The organism is Streptomyces sp. NPDC027962, from assembly GCF_055566095.1.
The window spans coordinates 1-17,643 of the sequence record NZ_JBVHTA010000042.1 but is presented as its reverse complement, the minus strand read 5'-3'; the positions used below and the strand labels follow the sequence as shown (position 1 = coordinate 17,643).

General features: G+C 70.5%; 17 protein-coding genes and 1 pseudogene. 13 read left to right on the top strand and 5 right to left on the bottom strand.

Annotated elements, in window-relative coordinates; all coding sequences use genetic code 11:
• The first annotated feature begins 180 nt into the window (after nucleotides 1-180).
• The 6 genes and pseudogenes from brxD to ACZ4SA_RS29750 all read left to right on the top strand — a co-directional run.
• A complete protein-coding gene (gene brxD / locus ACZ4SA_RS29775; RefSeq protein ID WP_468280664.1) occupies nucleotides 181-1,530 on the top strand; it encodes a BREX system ATP-binding protein BrxD in 1,350 nt (449 codons plus the stop codon).
• Nucleotides 1,530-3,728, top strand: a complete 2,199-nt coding sequence (locus ACZ4SA_RS29770; protein ID WP_468280662.1) for a DEAD/DEAH box helicase — start codon at nucleotides 1,530-1,532, stop codon at nucleotides 3,726-3,728. Before brxD ends, ACZ4SA_RS29770 begins: the two co-directional genes overlap by 1 nt.
• Before the next feature lie 144 nt (nucleotides 3,729-3,872).
• Complete coding sequence (locus ACZ4SA_RS29765) at nucleotides 3,873-4,436, top strand: RNA polymerase sigma factor (protein ID WP_468280660.1); 564 nt, start codon at nucleotides 3,873-3,875, stop codon at nucleotides 4,434-4,436.
• Nucleotides 4,433-4,930, top strand: a complete 498-nt coding sequence (locus ACZ4SA_RS29760; protein ID WP_468280659.1) for a transmembrane transport protein — start codon at nucleotides 4,433-4,435, stop codon at nucleotides 4,928-4,930. Before ACZ4SA_RS29765 ends, ACZ4SA_RS29760 begins: the two co-directional genes overlap by 4 nt.
• Before the next feature lie 51 nt (nucleotides 4,931-4,981).
• Nucleotides 4,982-5,119 (top strand): hypothetical protein, encoded by a 138-nt coding sequence (locus ACZ4SA_RS29755; protein WP_468280657.1) that lies wholly within the window; start codon nucleotides 4,982-4,984, stop codon nucleotides 5,117-5,119.
• 92 nt (nucleotides 5,120-5,211) lie between these two features.
• Nucleotides 5,212-5,337 (top strand): annotated as a pseudogene (locus tag ACZ4SA_RS29750) (IS5 family transposase); the annotation flags it as partial.
• Between the two features lie 653 nt (nucleotides 5,338-5,990).
• Here ACZ4SA_RS29750 and ACZ4SA_RS29745 read toward each other — a convergent pair.
• On the bottom strand, nucleotides 5,991-6,980 hold the full coding sequence (locus ACZ4SA_RS29745; RefSeq protein WP_468280655.1) for a TerC/Alx family metal homeostasis membrane protein: 990 nt from the start codon (nucleotides 6,978-6,980) through the stop codon (nucleotides 5,991-5,993).
• Nucleotides 6,981-7,163: 183 nt separating this feature from the next.
• Between ACZ4SA_RS29745 and ACZ4SA_RS29740 the strand changes: the two genes are divergently transcribed.
• Nucleotides 7,164-8,096 carry a slipin family protein gene (locus ACZ4SA_RS29740; RefSeq protein ID WP_468280653.1) on the top strand — a complete coding sequence of 311 codons (933 nt, stop codon included), beginning with the start codon at nucleotides 7,164-7,166 and terminating at the stop codon, nucleotides 8,094-8,096.
• Between the two features lie 93 nt (nucleotides 8,097-8,189).
• Here the strand turns inward: ACZ4SA_RS29740 and ACZ4SA_RS29735 are convergent, their stop codons facing one another.
• Nucleotides 8,190-8,984, bottom strand: coding sequence for an SDR family oxidoreductase (locus ACZ4SA_RS29735; protein WP_468280651.1), 795 nt, complete (start codon nucleotides 8,982-8,984; stop codon nucleotides 8,190-8,192).
• 478 nt (nucleotides 8,985-9,462) lie between these two features.
• Between ACZ4SA_RS29735 and ACZ4SA_RS29730 the strand changes: the two genes are divergently transcribed.
• From ACZ4SA_RS29730 to ACZ4SA_RS29715, 4 genes are all read left to right on the top strand, one after another.
• A complete protein-coding gene (locus ACZ4SA_RS29730) occupies nucleotides 9,463-10,800 on the top strand; it encodes a multidrug effflux MFS transporter (protein WP_468280649.1) in 1,338 nt (445 codons plus the stop codon).
• 35 nt (nucleotides 10,801-10,835) lie between these two features.
• On the top strand, nucleotides 10,836-11,831 hold the full coding sequence (locus ACZ4SA_RS29725; protein ID WP_468280647.1) for a small ribosomal subunit Rsm22 family protein: 996 nt from the start codon (nucleotides 10,836-10,838) through the stop codon (nucleotides 11,829-11,831).
• Between the two features lie 64 nt (nucleotides 11,832-11,895).
• The gene (locus ACZ4SA_RS29720) at nucleotides 11,896-12,534 is read left to right on the top strand and encodes a TetR/AcrR family transcriptional regulator (RefSeq protein ID WP_468280646.1); all 639 of its coding nucleotides are present in this window, start codon (nucleotides 11,896-11,898) and stop codon (nucleotides 12,532-12,534) included.
• 151 nt (nucleotides 12,535-12,685) lie between these two features.
• Complete coding sequence (locus ACZ4SA_RS29715) at nucleotides 12,686-13,444, top strand: bifunctional DNA primase/polymerase (RefSeq protein ID WP_468280644.1); 759 nt, start codon at nucleotides 12,686-12,688, stop codon at nucleotides 13,442-13,444.
• Between the two features lie 136 nt (nucleotides 13,445-13,580).
• Here ACZ4SA_RS29715 and ACZ4SA_RS29710 read toward each other — a convergent pair whose 3' ends face one another.
• Entirely contained in the window at nucleotides 13,581-14,573 is a 993-nt protein-coding gene (locus tag ACZ4SA_RS29710) for an SCO2278 family lipoprotein (RefSeq protein ID WP_468280642.1), read from the bottom strand.
• 231 nt (nucleotides 14,574-14,804) lie between these two features.
• Between ACZ4SA_RS29710 and ACZ4SA_RS29705 the strand changes: the two genes are divergently transcribed.
• The gene (locus ACZ4SA_RS29705; protein ID WP_468280640.1) at nucleotides 14,805-15,617 is read left to right on the top strand and encodes a PhzF family phenazine biosynthesis protein; all 813 of its coding nucleotides are present in this window, start codon (nucleotides 14,805-14,807) and stop codon (nucleotides 15,615-15,617) included.
• On the opposite strand, the gene ACZ4SA_RS29700 is transcribed toward ACZ4SA_RS29705, so the two are convergent.
• Both ACZ4SA_RS29700 and map read right to left on the bottom strand, forming a co-directional pair.
• Complete coding sequence (locus tag ACZ4SA_RS29700; protein ID WP_468280639.1) at nucleotides 15,607-16,269, bottom strand: biliverdin-producing heme oxygenase; 663 nt, start codon at nucleotides 16,267-16,269, stop codon at nucleotides 15,607-15,609. The genes ACZ4SA_RS29705 and ACZ4SA_RS29700 overlap by 11 nt on opposite strands.
• A 131-nt stretch (nucleotides 16,270-16,400) precedes the next feature.
• The gene (map, locus tag ACZ4SA_RS29695; RefSeq protein ID WP_468280637.1) at nucleotides 16,401-17,258 is read right to left on the bottom strand and encodes a type I methionyl aminopeptidase; all 858 of its coding nucleotides are present in this window, start codon (nucleotides 17,256-17,258) and stop codon (nucleotides 16,401-16,403) included.
• Between the two features lie 58 nt (nucleotides 17,259-17,316).
• Between map and ACZ4SA_RS29690 the strand changes: the two genes are divergently transcribed.
• Nucleotides 17,317-17,544 (top strand): hypothetical protein, encoded by a 228-nt coding sequence (locus tag ACZ4SA_RS29690; protein WP_468280635.1) that lies wholly within the window; start codon nucleotides 17,317-17,319, stop codon nucleotides 17,542-17,544.
• The last annotated feature ends 99 nt before the right edge of the window (nucleotides 17,545-17,643 follow it).

Here is a 17,643-nt window from a genome sequence, read left to right as displayed (position 1 = left end):
TTCGTCCCACTCCCACCCTGGCGTATGTACGGAGAGTGATTCCAGCAGCGTCTCCGGGTGACCGTCAACCGATTCGACGAAGTGGGCGCCTCGCCACGGTGCCGCGGGAAGCCGACCCCTCCGACGGCCGCCCTCCGGTCCCCGTACGGGCGTCCCCGGGGAAATGGAAGACTGCTTCCTGTGAGCACCACCGGATCCCAGCGCCCCGCACAGGTGAGCGCCGCCCGCCGCCGTACCGTCATCGACGCGCTGCGGCGCGGTGCCGTACCCGACAGCGGACTCGACCTGCTGGCCACCGGACTCGACCGGTTCGAGGCGGCCCTGGACGCGGAACTGGACGCCGTGGCGTCCGGCGGCTCCGTGTTCAAGGCCGTGCGGGGCGAGTACGGGTCCGGCAAGACCTTCTTCACCCGCTGGCTGGGGGAGCGGGCCAAGCGCCGTAACTTCGCTGTGGCCGAGATCCAGGTCTCGGAGAACGAGACCCCGCTGCACCGGCTGGAGACGGTCTACCGGCGGCTCACCGAACGGCTCACCACCTCCAGTTTCCCGCCCAGCGCGCTGCGGCCCGTGGTCGACGCCTGGTTCTACGCACTGGAGGAGGACGCTCTCGCGGCCGGGGCGACCGAGGACGAGCTTCCGGGCGAGGTCGAGAAGCTGCTCGCCGCGCGGCTCGCCGAGGTCTCCCGGCACGCCCCGTCGTTCGCCACGGCTCTGCGCGGCTACCGGGCGGCCCTCGCGGACGGCGACGAGGCGACCGCTGCGGCCGTCCTGGCGTGGCTCGGCGGCCAGCCGCACGTCGCGGCCTCCGCCCGCCGGTCCGCCGGGGTACGGGGCGACCTCGACCACTTCGGTGCGCTCGGTTTCCTGCAGGGGCTCCTCACCGTGCTGCGCGACTCCGGGCACACCGGGCTGTTCGTCGTCCTCGACGAGGTGGAGACGCTGCAGCGGGTCCGGTCGGACGCCCGTGACAAGGCACTCAACGCGCTGCGGCAGCTCATCGACGAGGTGCACTCGGGCCGCTTTCCCGGCCTGTATCTGGTCATCACGGGCACCCCGGCCTTCTACGAAGGTCAGCAGGGCGTGCAGCGTCTGGCCCCGCTCGCTCAGCGGCTGGCCACCGACTTCACGACCGACCCGCGCTTCGACAATCCTCGCGCCGTGCAGATCAGGCTTCCCGGCTTCAGCCAGGAGTCGTTGGTCGGCCTCGGCGTCACCATCCGTGACCTGTACGCCGATGCCGCGGAAGTGCCCGAGCGCGTGCGGAAGGTCGTCGACGACGCGTATGTCGCCGACCTCGCGGTGGCCGTCGGCGGGGCGCTGGGCGGGAAGGTCGGGGTGGCTCCCCGGCTGTTCCTGAAGAAACTCGTCGGGGACGTGCTCGACCGCGTGGACCAGTTCGACGACTTCGACCCCCGTCGGCACTACCGGCTCACCGTCGCCGGCAGCGAACTCACGGATGTCGAGCGGAACCTGGCCGCCACGGTCTCCGGAGACTCAGCGTCGGCCGATGACATCGACCTGGAGCTGTGATGGCGGACGCGGGACTCCCGGCCGGGAAAGACCAGGGTGACGAGGACGCCGACGTACTGGACCGACTCGACCCCGTCGTCCTGCACCACATCGTCAACACCCTCGGCTGGCCCGATCTGCGCCCCCTGCAACGGGCGGCGATCACGCCGCTCATGGAGGGACAGGACGCCGTACTGCTGGCTCCGACGGCGGGGGGCAAGACCGAGGCGGCCTGCTTTCCCCTGCTGTCGGCGATGACCGAGCAGAAGTGGACCGGCACATCCGTGCTGTACCTGTGCCCGCTCAAGGCACTCCTCAACAATCTGGTCGGCCGCGTCGACGCCTACGCACAGTGGCTGGGGCGACAGGCCGCGCTCTGGCACGGCGACACCAAGGAATCGACGCGGCAGCGCCTCCGTGCCGAGGCGCCGGACATCCTGCTGACCACGCCCGAGTCGCTCGAAGCGATGCTGATCGGCGTCAAGACCGACCACGCCCGCCTGTTGGGAAGCGTCCGGGCCGTCGTCATCGACGAAGTGCACGCCTTCGCAGGGGACGACCGGGGATGGCACCTGCTCGCCGTGCTCGAACGGTTGGAGCGGGTCACCCGACGGCCCATCCAGCGCGTCGCGCTCTCGGCGACCGTCGGCAACCCGGCCCAGTTGCTGCACTGGCTGCAAGGCGCGGGCGTCGGCAGCCGCACCGGCCAGGTGGTCGCCCCCGGCGTGCACCTGCCGGCCACCGACGGCAGCGGGCGCGGCGACAAAGCGAGCCCCGGGCCGGCCGGCAGGCCTGCGGGCGAAGTGGAACTCGACTACGTCGGTTCACTCGACAACGCGGCCAAACTCATCGCGGCGCTGCACAGGGGAGAGAAGCGGCTCGTCTTCTGCGACTCGCGCCGCCAGGTCGAGGAGCTGGGCGCGGCGCTCCGCGCGCGCGAGGTGACCGTCTTCCTGTCCCACGCCTCACTCTCCGTCGATGAACGCACCCGCTCCGAGCAGGCGTTCGCCGAGGCCCGCGACTGTGTCATCGTCTCCACGTCAACCCTTGAGCTCGGCATTGACGTCGGTGACCTGGACCGCGTCATCCAGATAGACTCACCGGCCTCCGTCGCCTCGTTCCTGCAGCGCATCGGCCGAACCGGCCGACGTTCCGGCACGGTGCGGAACTGTCTGTTCCTCGCCACCTCCAAGGCCACACTGCTGCAGACGGCGGGCCTGTTGCTGCTGTGGTCGCGGGGCTGGGTGGAACCCGTCGTCCCCCCGCCGGAACCGCGTCACCTGGTGGCGCAGCAATTGCTTGCCGTCACCCTGCAACAGCACAAGCTCGGCGACCAGTTGTGGGACCGGCAGTGGAACGGCCTGGCCCCCTTCGACAAGTCGGCTGCCCCCATCCTGCGCTTCCTCACCGAGGAGGGCTTCCTCGACAGTGACGGCGGGATGCTGTTCGTCGGCCCCGAGGCGGAACGCCGCTTCGGCAAACGGCACTTCATCGAACTCACCGCCTCCTTCACGGCGCCTCCGCAGTTCACCGTCCTGTCCGGACGCACGGAGATCGGCCGCACCGACCCGAGCGTGCTCACGGAGGAACGCCCTGGTCCCAGGCGGTTGCTGCTCGGTGGACGTAGCTGGCAGGTCACGTACATCGACTGGCTGCGCAAACGCGTCTTCGTCGAGCCTGCCGACGGCGGCGGAATCGCCAAATGGATGAACGGCGGCGTCGCCGGACTGTCGTACGCCCTGACGCGTGCCATGCGCGAGGTGCTGCTCGGCACGGACCCGCCCGTCTCCCTCACCCGGCGGGCGGAGGCGTGCCTGGCCGAGCAGCGCGAAACCGACGCACCCGACACCGTCCACCCGGGCGGCACGTTGATCACGCGTGCCGGCTCCGACGTCCGTTGGTGGACCTGGGCCGGTTACCGGGCCAATGCCACCCTGGCAACCACCCTCCAGTCGGTCACCGACCCTCTGCAACGCCCCACCGACAGTTGGCTGCGCCTGCGCGAGGACCTCACCCCGGCCGCCTGGCGTGAGGCCCGTGAGAGCGTCGGCGAGCACCTCGTCCTGCCTGACGTGGACCGCCGGGCCGTACGCGGCCTGAAGTTCTCCGCCGCCCTCCCGGAACGCCTCGCCGTGGCCACGGTGGCGGCCCGCTTGGCCGACTTCGAGAGTGCCCGCTCGGTGCTCGGTGAGGCGGCGCGCTTTCAGTGCGACGGCTGAGTCGGAAAAGCAGCCAAGGCCGCTTCAGACGGACGCCAGGTGTTGCGCCCGCCCCAACTGCTCCGTCACCACTTGATGCGCACGCCGCTCATCAAGATGCTCGGGAATCCGTGAACCTTTCCGCCCGGAATGCCGACTCTCTGTGTGACGGACGGTGCAGCGCAGGGAGGCGTGGTGGGCGGCGACGGGTTGTTGGTGGTGCGCTGCCAGCTTGGGGAGCGGGAGGCGTTCCGCGAACTGGTGGCCATGTGGCACCCCCGGCTGTGGCGCTATGTCCGGGGCATGGTCAGCTCTCCGCACCTCGCGGACGATCTTGCTCAGGAGGCGTGGGTCGCTGTGGTGCGCGGTCTGCCGCGGCTGCGGCAGCCGGAGCGGTTCGCCCCCTGGCTGTTCACCATCGCCCGGCGCACGGTCACCGACCATCTGCGACAGACGTACAAGGCTCCGGAGACGGCCATGGAGGAAGCCGCCACTGCAGTCGCCGACGACGAACTCGGCAGCGTGCTCACCATGATGCAGTTCGAGGCAGGTCTTACCGCTCTGCCGCCCTTGGAGCGCGAGGTGCTGATCCTTTTCCACTTGGAGGACCTGCCACTGGCGTCCTGCGCGGAGGTGCTCGGCGTACCGGCCGGCACGGTCAAGAGCAGGCTGCATCGCGCTCGGCGCATGCTGCGCAACCACCTTGCCGAGAAGGGATACGAGGCATGAGCGAGCAGAACCGCGCAGCGCAGCGGGCCGTGCCCGAGCAACTGGAGCGCGCGCTGGCCACGGAGGTGTCGCTGCGGTCCCGGCTGCGCCACGTGGCAGTGGGCCTGGCCGGGGGATGCGGCGCGGCCGTGATCGCGGTGCTGTGGGCCACCGAGCCGGATGCTCTGCCGACGCGTACCCAGGCCGCCTTTGCCGGACTGATCGCCATCGGCCTGGCCTGGGCCGTCCTTGCCGGGTGGGTGCTGAGCAGGCGTCGGCCGCTGTTCGCCCGGGACCGGGTACTGTCCGCCCGGATCGCACTGGCGGCGACCGTGGTGACCGCCCTGGCCGGGGTGGCGCTGGCTGCAGTCCGCGGCAGCACCGCCGACCTGGTGGCCACCGCCGCGGGCGGGGTCGTCTTCACCGCCGCCGCGATGCTCACCCTGGTACGGGCGCGGCGCCGCCGACGCGAACTACTGCGACTGCGGGATGCCCTGCGACAAGACGCCCCCTGAACAGCCGAAGTCACTCAAGCCGAGATCACCCAGATCATCAGGGAGACAGACATGGACAACAAGACTCCTCCGATCGGCCCGCTGGCCCTCGCGCTCCGCCTCCGCGGTGCAAGCAAGCGCACCGTCCTGGTCGTCGCGGCCCTGGCCGGTACCGCCCTGCTGATCGGGGGCGGCCTGCTCCTGACCTGAGCCCCCGACCCGGAGCCGAGGGTCCACCACTGAGACCTCGGTGACACACGCCCGAGAATTCAGTGACACAGGGCAGCTGGCAGAGGTCCGGGATGGCTCGCAGGGAACTCACAGACAGTGAGTGGGAGTTGATCGAGCCGTTCCTGCCGATAGGCACGTCCGGCCCGTATCCGGAGCCTCCGCGGGAGCAGTTCGAGGGCGTGATCCGGAGGTTCCGGGGCGTAGTCCTCCCGCGCCAACCGCGCTCACCTGCGCAGACGGAACATCAAGACGGTGATCCCGGAGCAGGCTGACCAGGCCACCAACCGCAAGAAGTAGCTGACCAGGCCAGTCCCGGAGCCCGGATACGCGCCGACTGGGCCGGCCTTCCGGCCTGGCAGCAGGAGACGGACTCGGACTTCTTCGAGCACATCGAGCAGACCGTCTGAACTCCGAGGACGACGAAGCCTCCGTCCGGACCGCTCCCGGGCGGGGGTGTCGGCCTGCGTGGCCATAAGCCACGGAATCGGCCTCCCCGCACGTTCGGGCAGGTCATAGCGCCGCGGTCTCTCCGGCGTACAGCCCGACTCGTCTGCCGCTTCCCTCCCGACCGCCGGCCCCGGTCGGTGCCGTGTTCAGTCGGCCTACTGGTGCTGATGCTCCGGCTTCTGCGACTGCGGCTTCGAAGTGTGGGCGGAGCAGCGGGGATTTCCGCACGGGTCCGGGACCCATACGGGAACGAAAACCCCGAGAGACTTGCGCTTCTTGATCGTCGCCGTAACGGGCTGCTTGCAGACGGGGCATTTGTGCGACGCCTGCGTACCGCCCTGACGCATCACTTTGACCATTTCTTTACGATAAATCCTTACCGGCGAGTCGGGCAGTGGTCTCTTCATTCTTCTTTGCCCTCGGGCCGTTCGCCGTGGGCGGGCTCGGCGTCGCGTTCGGGACTGGCGGGTCGTCGCATGCTCATCACTATGGAGACGGTCAGGACCACGCCGATCACCCCGAGGCTGATCGGCGAGGGGATTTCCGGGATGCCGGTGCTGATCATTTTGTGCGACGCCTGGAGGATGAGTTTCGCGGCGATGAACGACAGGATGATCGCAAGGCCCTTGTTCAGATAGTGGAACCGGTGGAGCAGCCCCGCGAGCAGGAAAAACAGCGCCCGCAGGCCGAGAATGGCGAAAGCGTTGCTGGTGTAGACGATGAACGCGTCGTCGCTGACCGCGAGCACGGCCGGCACACTGTCCACGGCGAAGAGCAGATCGGCCGCCTCGATCGCGGCGACCACCGCGAGGAGCGGCGTGGCCATGCGTTTGCCCGCCTCCTTGACGAAGAACTTCGCGCCCGCGTACTCCTCGCTCACCGGCATGATCTTGCGCAGCAGGCGTACGGCGAAGCTCCGTCCCGGATCGAATTTCTCGTCCTGTTCGTTGAGGATCTTGTAGCTGCTGTAGAAGAGGGCCGCCGCGAAGGCGAACAGTACGGCGGTGAAGCGACTGACCACCGCCACCCCGAGGGACAGGAAGATCCCGCGGAAGAGCAGCGCGCCGATGACGCCGAGGAACAGCACGCGGTGCTGATACTCCCGCGGCACTTTGAAGTACGCGAAGATCAGCGCGAAGACGAAGAGGTTGTCGACCGACAGGCTTTTCTCGAGAAGCCACGCGGTGGTGTATTCCGTGCCCGCCGTCGGGCCGAGGACGAGAAACACGACGACGGCGAAGACGATCGCGAGGCCGACCCACAGTCCGCTCCAGAGTGCCGCTTCCCTGAATCCGATGACATGGGCGCCGCGGTGGGCCAGCAGGTCCACCGCCAGCGACAGCACCACGGTCGCGGCGAATGCCCCCCAGAGCCAGAACGGCACATCGAGCACGCTGAATCCTCACCGTGGTTCCGCGGGCTGCCTCAGGCCTTATACAGGAGTGTGCGGCATCTCGCCTCGTGGCGCGCCGGGACCGGAGCGCCGGCGGCAGAGACTCGCCTCCCGGAGGGTCAAGGGATGGCAAAAGTGGGCATACGGTCTACGGGGCGTCCATTCCAGGGGAAGGCGGCCGTCATGATCCAGGAACTGCTGGCAACGCTGGCCCTGGTGGGCTCAGCCGCAGCCATATACGTGGTCAGTGCCGCGCGAGTGGTCAAGCAGTACGAGCGAGGCGTGGTCCTGCGCTTCGGCCGGCTGCACGGCCAGATCCGCAACCCCGGATTCACCATGGTGATCCCGGGCGTCGACCGCATGCACAAGGTCAACATGCAGATCGTGACCATGCCGGTGCCCGCGCAGGACGGCATCACCCGGGACAACGTCACGGTCCGCGTGGACGCCGTCATCTACTTCAAGGTCGTCGACCCGGCAGACGCGATCATCCGCGTCGAGGACTACCGCTTCGCCGTCTCCCAGATGGCGCAGACCTCGCTGCGCTCGATTCTCGGCAAGAGCGAGCTGGACGATCTGCTCTCCAACCGCGAGAAGCTCAACGAGGGCCTGGAGCTGATGATGGACAGCCCCGCCGTCGAGTGGGGCGTCACCATCGACCGCGTCGAGATCAAGGACGTCTCCCTGCCGGAGACGATGAAGCGGTCGATGGCCCGGCAGGCGGAGGCGGACCGTGAGCGCCGGGCCCGCGTCATCAACGCCGACGCGGAGCTGCAGGCGTCCAAGAAGCTGGCGGAGGCGGCCGGTGTGATGGCCGATCAGCCCGCGGCGCTGCAACTGCGGCTGCTGCAGACCGTGGTGGCCGTCGCCGCCGAGAAGAACTCGACTCTGGTCCTGCCCTTCCCCGTCGAGCTGCTGCGCTTCCTCGAAAAGGCCACGCCGCCCCAGGTGGCGCAGGCGGCACAGGCGGCACAGGCCGCACACGCCGCCGCCCAGGCCGCAGCCCCGGAGCAGGAGAGCCTCCCGACCGCCTTCGAGGAACCCGCTCCCGAGGCCCAGGGCTCCGAGGCCGCGCCTGACAAGGGGCGCCTCGCCTCCGCCCGAGGAAGTGCCTGAGGAAGTGCCTGAGGAAGTGCCTGAGGAAGTGCCCGAGGAAGCTGCCCGAGGAGGTACGGACCCGGAGCGAGCCCGGCATTGCCCGCCGCCCGCTCAGCCCCGCCCGATGAACGGCATGTTCGTCGCCAGCACCGTCGCGAACTGCACGTTCGCCTCCAGCGGCAGCTCCGCCATGTGGCGTACGGTCCGCGCCACGTCGTCCGCGTCCATCACCGGCTCCGGCGCCAGTTCGCCGTTCGCCTGGAGGACGCCCGCCTGCATGGCCACCGTCATGTCCGTGGCCGCGTTGCCGATGTCGATCTGGCCGCAGGCGATCGAGTACGGCCGGCCGTCCAGCGACAGCGACTTGGTCAGGCCTGTCAGCGCGTGCTTGGTCGCGGTGTACGGCGCCGAGTCGGGGCGCGGGGTGTGCGCCGAGACCGAGCCGTTGTTGATGATCCGGCCGCCCTGCGGACTCTGGTCCTTCATCTGGCGGAACGCCGCCTGCGCGCACAGGAAGGCGCCCGTCAGGTTGGTGTCGACCACCTTGCGCCACGCCGAGTGCGGCAGGTCCTCGAAGGGGATGCCGCCGGGGCCGAACGTGCCCGCGTTGTTGAAGAGCAGGTCCACGCGGCCGTAGTGCTCGCGGGCCGCCGTGAACAGCGCGGTCACCGCCTCAGGGTCCGTCACGTCCGTCGGCACGCACAGCAAGTCGGCGTCCGGACCGGCCGCCGCCGCGGTCTCCTCGAGCGTCGCACTGCGCCGTCCGGCGAGTACCACGGCCCATTTCGGACCAATGCGCGAACCGGTGCCGGTGTCCTGCCCGCTTCGCGTCAGTTCCAGTGCCACGCTCCGGCCGATGCCGGAGCCGGCACCCGTCACCACAGCAACCCTTCGTGCAGCGTTCATGGCCCGCAGCGTACGCGTATGTGACCTGCACGGATCTCACCCGACCGCCATACGGATGTCGTGTCCTTGACAGCGTGGATTCGTCGGCTCCGACTCCAATGCGACTGACAACAGCCGTCAGGGGAGGGCCGCACGGCACACCCTCGGCGAGCAGCAGGCGCGCGCCGACCTCCGCACGGTCGGGGCCGTCACGACACCGGGCGCGCCCATCTCCACGACGGTCTCGTTCGTGACCGAGGCGGGCAACCCCGGTCTCGAACAGGTGCGACCGGTCGTCAGGTGTGACCCCCGCTCGGGCGGCGTTCGCTCGGGTGGCGGACGCGCGACGCGGTGCGGGACCGCGTCGGGCGTCCGTGTCCCGCCTGCTGCTCATCGCCCGCCCTCACCTGTTCACGGTTCACGCGTTCGGGCCGGAAAGGTCTCGATCGGTCCGGATGAGCTGAGAGCATTGGTGCGACAAGAGGACGAGGAGCTGTTGATGCCGGAGAGCGGCCAGACCACACAAGGACACATACCCGACACCGGACCGGCATCCGACCCCTCGCCCCCTCCCGCGCCTGCTGCGCCTTCGGCCCCCGCCGCTCCCGTGGCGGTGGGAGTCGCTGCCGCCCGCCGGGCCGGACTCGTCGTCACCATGGTCCTCGGCGGCCTCACCGCGCTGCCCCCGCTGTCCATGGACATGTACCTCCCGGCGCTGCCCGCCGTCACCGACTCGCTGCACGCACCCGCCGCGACCGTCCAGCTCACCCTCACCGCATGCCTCGCCGGTATGGCCCTCGGACAGCTCGTCGTCGGCCCGATGAGCGACAAGTGGGGCCGCCGCCGGCCGCTGCTCGCCGGCATGCTCGTGTACGTCGTCGCCACCGCGATCTGCGCCTTCGCCCCGACCGCCGAAATGCTCATCGGCTTCCGCCTGCTGCAGGGTCTCGCCGGAGCGGCCGGCATCGTCATCGCCCGCGCCGTGGTGCGCGATCTCTACGACGGCGTGGAGATGGCCCGGTTCTTCTCCACCCTGATGCTGATCTCCGGCGCCGCGCCCATCATCGCCCCGCTCATCGGCGGCCAGGTGCTGCGGATCACCGACTGGCGCGGCATCTTCATCGTGCTCACCGGCGTCGGTGTCCTGCTCACGCTCGTGGCGGTGAAGTGGCTCGACGAGACCCTGCCCGTGGAGAAGCGACACAGCGGCGGTGTCGTCGAGGCGCTGCGCACCATGCGCGGACTGCTGGCCGACCGGGTCTTCACCGGCTATGTGCTCACCGGCGGGCTCGCCTTCGCCGCGCTGTTCGCATACATCTCGGCGTCGCCGTTCGTGGTGCAGGAGATCTACGGGGCCTCGCCACAGACCTTCAGTCTGCTCTTCGGGCTCAACTCGGTCGGCCTGATCGCCGTCGGCCAGATCAACGGCAAACTGCTCGTCGGCCGGGTCAGCCTCGACAAGGCGCTCGGCTTCGGCCTGGCGGTGATCGTCCTCGCGGCGACGGCGCTGCTGCTGCTGACGTCCGGCGTCTTCGGAGAGGTGGGCCTGTTCCCGGTGGCGGCGGGTCTGTTCGTGCTGATGTCGGCGATGGGGCTTGTGATGCCCAACACGAACGCCCTGGCGCTGCTGCGCACGCCGCACGCGGCGGGGTCCGCGTCGGCACTGATCGGCACGTCGTCGTTCCTGATCGGCGCGATCGCGTCGCCGCTGGTGGGGATCGCGGGTGAAGGGACGGCGGTGCCGATGGCCGTGGTCCAGATGGCGTGTGCGACGGGGGCGGTGGCGTGCTTCGTGCTCCTGTGCAGGCCGTGGCGTGAGAGGCCGGAGGCGGTCTGAAGCGGCGGGGGAGTGGCCCCGCGTAGACTCTCCCGGTGAACGCCGTCGCCGCCCCCACCGCCGAGACCCTGCGCAGCGCCCTCGCCGGGCTGCTGGACGGGCTGCCGCCCACGCAGGCCGCACAGGCCGTCGAGCGGCTGATCGCCAACTACCGGGGCACCACGCCGACCGACGCCCCCGTGCTGCGGGACCGGTCGGACGTCGCCGCGTACGCCGCGTATCGCATGCCGGCGACGTTCGAGGCGGTACGGGCGGCGCTCGCGGGGCTGCGGGCGGCCGCACCCGAGTGGACACCCGGCACGCACACCGACATCGGCGGCGGTACGGGTGCGGCGAGCTGGGCGGTCGCCGACGCGTGGGGGGAGGCGGCGCCGAGCACGACGGTGCTGGACTGGGCCGAGCCCGCGCTCGCGCTCGGCCGGGAACTGGCCGTCGCCTCCCACGTGCCCTCCCTGAACGCCGCCACCTGGCAGCGCTCACGTATCAGCTCGGCGCTCCGCATCGAGAGCACTGATCTCGTGACCGTCTCGTACGTCCTCAAGGAGCTCACCCCCGCCGACCGCGCCGCGGTCGTCACCGAGGCCGCCCGCGCCGCCCGGGCCGTTGTCATCGTCGAGCCCGGCACCCCGGACGGTTACCAGCGGATCATCGAGGCCCGCGACGCTCTGATCGCCGCCGGGCTGCGCATCGCCGCGCCCTGCCCCCACAGCGCCGCATGCCCCATCGAGCCCGGCTCCGACTGGTGCCACTTCGCCGCCCGCGTCTCCCGTTCCTCCCTGCACCGGCAGATCAAGGGCGGCTCGCTGCCCTACGAGGACGAGAAGTTCAGCTACGTCGCCGCGACCCGCTTCCCGGTGGAACCGGCCGGCGCCCGGGTGATCCGTAAGCCCCAGATCCGCAAGGGCCTGGTGCTGCTCGACCTCTGCACCGAGAGGGAGGGACTGCGCCGGGACACGGTGACCAAGCGGCACGGGGCGCTCTACAAGGAGGCCCGCGACGCGGCGTGGGGCGACGCCTGGCCGACGGACTGACGCTGCGACCGGATCCCCCGGGGGCCGGGCAGCCGACCGGCAGGCGAGACGTTGCGTCTCGTTGGTGGTGGATTGCCGCCATGTCCGAGACGAAGGCACCCGACTCCTCCCGACCCGACGCAGTGAACGTTCCCGCCGCGCGATCTACGACGCCGCCCTCGCCCTCGTCGGCGAGATCGGCTACGCGAAGACGACCATCGAGGGCATCGCCGCCCGCGCCGGCGTGGGCAAGCAGACCATCTACCGCTGGTGGCCCTCCAAAGGCGCCGTCCTGCTGGAGGCCTTCCTCGACATGGCGGAGCAGGCGGCCGAGGCCGCCGGCCCCGACGGGTACGCGCTCCCCGACACCGGCGACCTCGAGGCCGACCTCCGCGCGGTCCTGCGCGCCACCGTCGACGAGATGAACACCCCCGTCTACGACGCCCCCGCCCGCGCGCTCGCCGCCGAAGGCGTGGCCAACGCCGATGCCGGTGCCCAGTTCGTCGAAAGGCTTCTCGAGCCCCAGCTCCAGCTGTACGTCACGCGGTTGCGCGCCGCCCAGGAGGCCGGGCAGGTGCGGGCCGCGATCGACCTGCGCGTCGCCCTCGAGCTGTTCACCGGACCGCTCGCGCACCGCTGGCTGCTGCGCACCCTGCCGCTCACCCACGAGTACGCGGACAAGGTCGTGGACTACGCCGTGAACGGCCTCGCCCCGCGCGACTGAGCACGCCCCTGCCCCGGCGCGGCCGGGCTGCTGCCGGGCGGCCGGGAGGACATCGGGTGCCACCCCGGTTGGGGACTGTGGCCACCCGGGGAGCAGGATGGTGGGACCATGGGGTGTCCGCGTGGGGCGAGCGTGAAGTGTGAGGGGATAGATGGGCGACGGTATCGGCCGCTTCCGCGGCACGGAGGGCAGGCCTTCCAAGGAGAGCAGGCTGGCGCAGTGGCTGCGCCGCCGCAATCGGGACAGCGGTGCGGACGACTCGCAGCGCGAGACCCTGCTCCTGGCCGCCGCCGACGCGGGACTGCCGCTCGCGCCCGCCGCACACCCGCTCGGCTACCGCTGCTCCTGTGAGCGCATCGGCTGTCCGACGCCGGCCACCCACCCCATCTCCTTCGCCTGGCAGACGCAGTCCACCACGGACAAGGCGCAGATCCAGCGCTGGGCACAGGGCCAGCCGGAGGCGAACTTCATCACCGCCACCGGCATGGTCCACGACGTGCTCGACGTACCCCTGGAGGCCGGGCGCAAGGCGCTCGCCCGGCTGCTCGAGCGGGGCATCGACGTCGGCCCGGTCGCCGAGTCCGGCGAGGACCGGATGCTCTTCTTCACCGCCACCCGCGGCACGCCCGAGGACGAGGACGAGTGGTGGCCCTGTGCACTGGACTGCCACCCGGAGACGATGGACGAGCATCCCGGCCTGCGCTGGCACTGCCGCGGCAGCTATGTCCTCGTGCCCCCCGCCCGCCTCCCCGGTGACGGCGACCTGGACGTCGCCTGGATCCGCGGCCTCGAGCATCCGCTGCCGGACCCGCTGACGCTGCTGGAGACGCTGACGGACGCGTGCGCGCGGTACGCGGGCGAGAACGAGCACGTGGACCACCACGCCGCGGCGTGGCCACTCGGCCGCTGACGCACCGCCCGGGCGGTCGCGGTCCCCGCGCCGTTGCGCCTCCGGGCGTTCACGGCTCCCGGGCGGTTACGGTCCCCGGGCCGCTGACGCACCGCCCGGGCGGTCGCGGCTCCCGGGCGGTCACGCCTCCGGACGGCTACGACCCCTTCGCCGCGGTCATCCCCGTCAGACGGCTCAGTACCTCCACCACGGGGCCGGCCTCACCGCCGCCCTGGGGGACGATCACCGCCTGGTTGGAGACCCGCTCCTTGGTGATCGTGGACTTCACCTCGCCGGTCAGCAGCGCCTTGACGTCCGGTACGACCTTCAGCCGGACACCCTTCGCGGCCGTCTGGCGCTCGAAGTGGCGCATCGAGAAGAAGACGAACGCCCCGCCGTCCCGCGTGGCCAGGCCCAGCGGTGCGTAGTCGCCCGTGTCCAGGGGCTGGTCGATGTACTGGGTCGTCATGCCGCGCACGTTCGCGCTCTTCTTGCGGTTGTCGCGCCGCACGGAGGTGTGCGGACCGTCCTTGAAGTGCTCCGGCTTGCCGTTCTGGAGGTACGAGGCGTATTCCTCGCTCAGGTTCCGGGGGGCGACCGCCAGCGCCGCGCTGTCCGGGGCGACCGGCTCGGCGTATCCGTCCTTGTCCGTCTTGAAGGCCGGTATCTGGCGGGGAGTCAGGATGTTCAGGTACGCGGCCTGCCACCCCTCCTTGACGCCGTTGCGCACGAAGACGAGCACCCAGCGGTTGTCCCCGGTACCGGCGTCCTGGTCGCGGTTGGAGTCGGTGTCCGCCACGAACCAGCGCGGCCAGCCCGCCTTCTTGGGGATCGTGAACTTCGCGTCCGTCAGTTCCAGCGGCACATGCCTGGGGTTGCCGTTCGGGAAGTTGACCTGGCGGGCCTTGAGGCCGGCCTGGTTGATCGCCCCCAGGGCCCCGGTGACATGGGCCGCGTCGAGCGCGGGATCGTAGGCCTTGTCGGCCTTGTTGTAGGCGTTCGTGAACGCCGCGAGTGCCTTCGCGGCCTCGTCCTGCGTCGCCGCCGGGACAACTTCCCGCTCCCCGTGCACCGTCACGCACGCGCTCGCCGTCAGGGACAGCACCGCCGTCGCCGCGAGCCCCGTCGCCGCCCGACCCAGCCTTCTCATCGGTTGCCTTCTGCTCCTCGACCCCCATGGACCGTCCGAACCCTACCGGGGCCCGCAACAGGCCGAGCGCGGGGACCGGATACAGCGCCCACACCCGTGATCTCGCGACTGCGTGCGACCGCGGCCCAACGGTCGTTCCGGCAGGCGGGCGGTGTTCCGGCACTGCCGTGGCCGTCCCGGTCCGCCGCCGGGAGCCCGCCCGTTGTCGGACCGGGATGCTTGAATGCCTGTGTGAACGAACTCGACGCGCTTGGCGTACGCGGCGTACTCGACGTCCTGAACGTCTTCTGCGGCGGCGACGGGCGGCACGGCAACGCCCTCGGTGTCGTACGCGACCCCCTGCGTTACCCGGACCGGGAGTCCCGGCAGGCGCTCGCCGCCGAACTCGGCTACAGCGAGACGGTGTTCGTCGACGACCCGGAGCGTGGCGTCGTCGACATCTACACCCCCTCGGTGCGGCTGCCCTTCGCCGGACACCCCCTCGTCGGCACCGCCTGGCTGCTGGACCTCGAGGCGGTCAACCCGCCCGCCGGGGAGGTGTGGGCGCGTCACGACGGCGAGTTCACCTGGATCACCGCCCGCGCCGAATGGACGGCGCAGCGGCGGCTCGAGCAGTACGCGTCACCGGAGGAGGTCGACGCGCTGCCCGCGCCGCCGCCCGGTGAGGGGTGGCTGTACGCCTGGGCATGGCAGGACGAGGCGGCGGGCAGGGTGCGGGCCAGGGCGTTTCCGCGGCGCGGGGACGGCATCGTGGAGGACGAGGCGACCGGCGCGGCGGCGCTGCTGCTGACCGACCGGCTGGGCCGCGCCCTGAACATCGCCCAAGGTCGGGGGTCGCAGATTCTGACCGCCCCCGGTCCTGACGGCATCGTCGAGATCGGCGGTCGCGTACGGCTCGCGGCGCCCGCGGTCTCGCCCGCTCTTGCGGGTGGGCGCGATCTCGGCGCTGCCGCAGCCGCGTCCTCGGCCCCGCGGATGACTCTCCCGCGCGGCGAGAGGACCCGGCTGCCCCACGCCGTGACCGGGCCCGGCCTCACGCGCTGAGCGGGAACTCCCTCTCGAGCGCCCGCAGTATGGCGACGTTGTGGTCGAAGGCGAGCCGGCACTCCTCGACCATGCGCTGCTTCTCCAGGTCGTCGGCGTCCACCTTGTCCAGCAGCTCGCGGTAAGTCCTCTTGAAAGCGGCCGGGTTGGAGATCTGCTCGAAGACGTAGAACCGGACGCCGTCGCCCTTGCGGTCGAAGCCCCAGGTCTTCTCCGCCATGTCGCGCAGCACCTGGCCGCCGGACAGGTCGCCGAGATAGCGGGTGTAGTGGTGCGCCACATACCCGGCGGGCCAGGTCCGCGCGCACTCCTCTATCCGCGCGGCGTACGCGGCGGTGGCCGGCAGTGGCACGAGATCCTCCGGGCTGCTGCCCGCGCCCCGCAGGTGCACGAGGTCGCGCTCCAGCTCCGCGGTGCGCATCAGCTCGGGCCTGATGAACGGACCGGCGACCGGGTCGTCGCCCAGCGACCCGGCCGCGTCCTCCAGCGCCCGGTACACGAACCACAGCTCCTCGGTGTAGCGGGCGTACGCCGCGACGCCCAGCCGGCCGCCGATCAGGTGGTCCATGAAGGGCGACATCTGCACCGTGGTGTGCCGCTCGTGCGAGGCGAGACGGATCAGTGTCGAGAAGGGCGTGCCGGTTGCATCCAAGGCGGGCCTCCAGGGACCGAAGAGGACGGGAACGCTCGGCTGCTGTTGCCACCACCGATCCTGCTACTTAGGCTTGCCTAAGTCAATGGGTTCCCGACGACCTGTCGGTAAAACGGTACCCACCCCGGGGCTCAGGGCAACGTGAGAATCTCGGCCCCCGTCGCCGTCACCACCAGCGTGTGCTCGAACTGCGCCGTGCGCCTGCGGTCCTTCGTCACGACCGTCCAGCCGTCGTCCCACATGTCGTACTCGTGCGTACCCAGCGTGAGCATCGGTTCGATGGTGAAGGTCATCCCCGGCTGGATGACGGTGGTCGCGTGTGCGGCGTCGTAGTGCGGGATGATCAGCCCGGAATGGAACGAGGAGTTGATGCCGTGCCCCGTGAAGTCGCGGACGACCCCGTAGCCGAAGCGCTTGGCGTACGACTCGATGACCCGGCCGATGACGTTGACCTGGCGACCCGGCTTGACCGCCTTGATCGCACGGTTCAGCGACTCACGGGTGCGCTCGACCAGCAGCCGGGACTCCTCGTCGACGTCGCCGCAGAGGTAGGTGGCGTTGTTGTCGCCGTGCACGCCGTTGATGTACGCGGTGACGTCCAGGTTCACGATGTCGCCGTCCCGCAGGACGGTGGAGTCGGGGATCCCGTGGCAGATCACCTCGTTGATCGAGGCGCACAGGGACTTGGGGAACCCCCGGTAGCCGAGCGTCGACGGGTAGGCGCCGTGGTCGCACATGAACTCGTGCGCGACACGGTCCAGTTCGTCCGTCGTCACACCCGGGGTGATGTGCTTGGCGGCTTCCTCCATCGCCTGCGCGGCGATGCGCCCCGCGATGCGCATCCGCTCGATGGTCTCGGAGTCCTGGACCTCCGGCCCGGAGTACGGGGTCGGCGCGGGCTTCCCGACATACTCGGGGCGCCGGATGGTGCCGGGAACGGAGCGGGTGGGAGAGAGCTCCCCTGGTACGAGCAGCGACTGGCCAGACATGGCAGCGAGTCTAACCAGGCCTGCTGGGGCAGCATGGCCTGAGAGGAAGGAGCCGACGATGGCCCTGTTCAAGAAGCGCACGGCGGGCAAGCCGGGCGAGTGGTACTACTGCCTGCAGCACAAGAAGGTCGAGGAGGGGCCGGAGTGCCCGGCCAAGGACCGCTTCGGGCCGTACGCGTCCCGCGAGGAGGCGACGCGGGCGATGGAGACGGCGCAGGAACGCAACCTGGAGTGGGAGACCGACCCCCGCTGGCACGACGGGGCGCCCCGCCCGTCCGACGACTAGGGCATGTTTCGAAAGTAGCGTCGTCCGCCCGCAGGGCGGGGCCCGCGGCGTCTGGTGCGTGCAATCGCAAGGCGGAGGATCATCCTCGTACTGGACGTA

What these genes read in the sequence shown, in the direction of transcription:
- ACZ4SA_RS29770 (WP_468280662.1), top strand. Translation starts at nt 1,530, where the DNA reads ATGGCGGACGCGGGACTCCCGGCCGGGAAAGACCAGGGTGACGAGGAC.
- ACZ4SA_RS29760 (WP_468280659.1), top strand. Translation starts at nt 4,433, where the DNA reads ATGAGCGAGCAGAACCGCGCAGCGCAGCGGGCCGTGCCCGAGCAACTG.
- ACZ4SA_RS29755 (WP_468280657.1), top strand. Translation starts at nt 4,982, where the DNA reads ATGGACAACAAGACTCCTCCGATCGGCCCGCTGGCCCTCGCGCTCCGC.
- ACZ4SA_RS29740 (WP_468280653.1), top strand. Translation starts at nt 7,164, where the DNA reads ATGATCCAGGAACTGCTGGCAACGCTGGCCCTGGTGGGCTCAGCCGCA.
- ACZ4SA_RS29735 (WP_468280651.1), bottom strand. Translation starts at nt 8,984, where the DNA reads ATGAACGCTGCACGAAGGGTTGCTGTGGTGACGGGTGCCGGCTCCGGC.
- ACZ4SA_RS29730 (WP_468280649.1), top strand. Translation starts at nt 9,463, where the DNA reads ATGCCGGAGAGCGGCCAGACCACACAAGGACACATACCCGACACCGGA.
- ACZ4SA_RS29715 (WP_468280644.1), top strand. Translation starts at nt 12,686, where the DNA reads ATGGGCGACGGTATCGGCCGCTTCCGCGGCACGGAGGGCAGGCCTTCC.
- ACZ4SA_RS29710 (WP_468280642.1), bottom strand. Translation starts at nt 14,573, where the DNA reads ATGAGAAGGCTGGGTCGGGCGGCGACGGGGCTCGCGGCGACGGCGGTG.
- map (WP_468280637.1), bottom strand. Translation starts at nt 17,258, where the DNA reads ATGTCTGGCCAGTCGCTGCTCGTACCAGGGGAGCTCTCTCCCACCCGC.
- ACZ4SA_RS29690 (WP_468280635.1), top strand. Translation starts at nt 17,317, where the DNA reads ATGGCCCTGTTCAAGAAGCGCACGGCGGGCAAGCCGGGCGAGTGGTAC.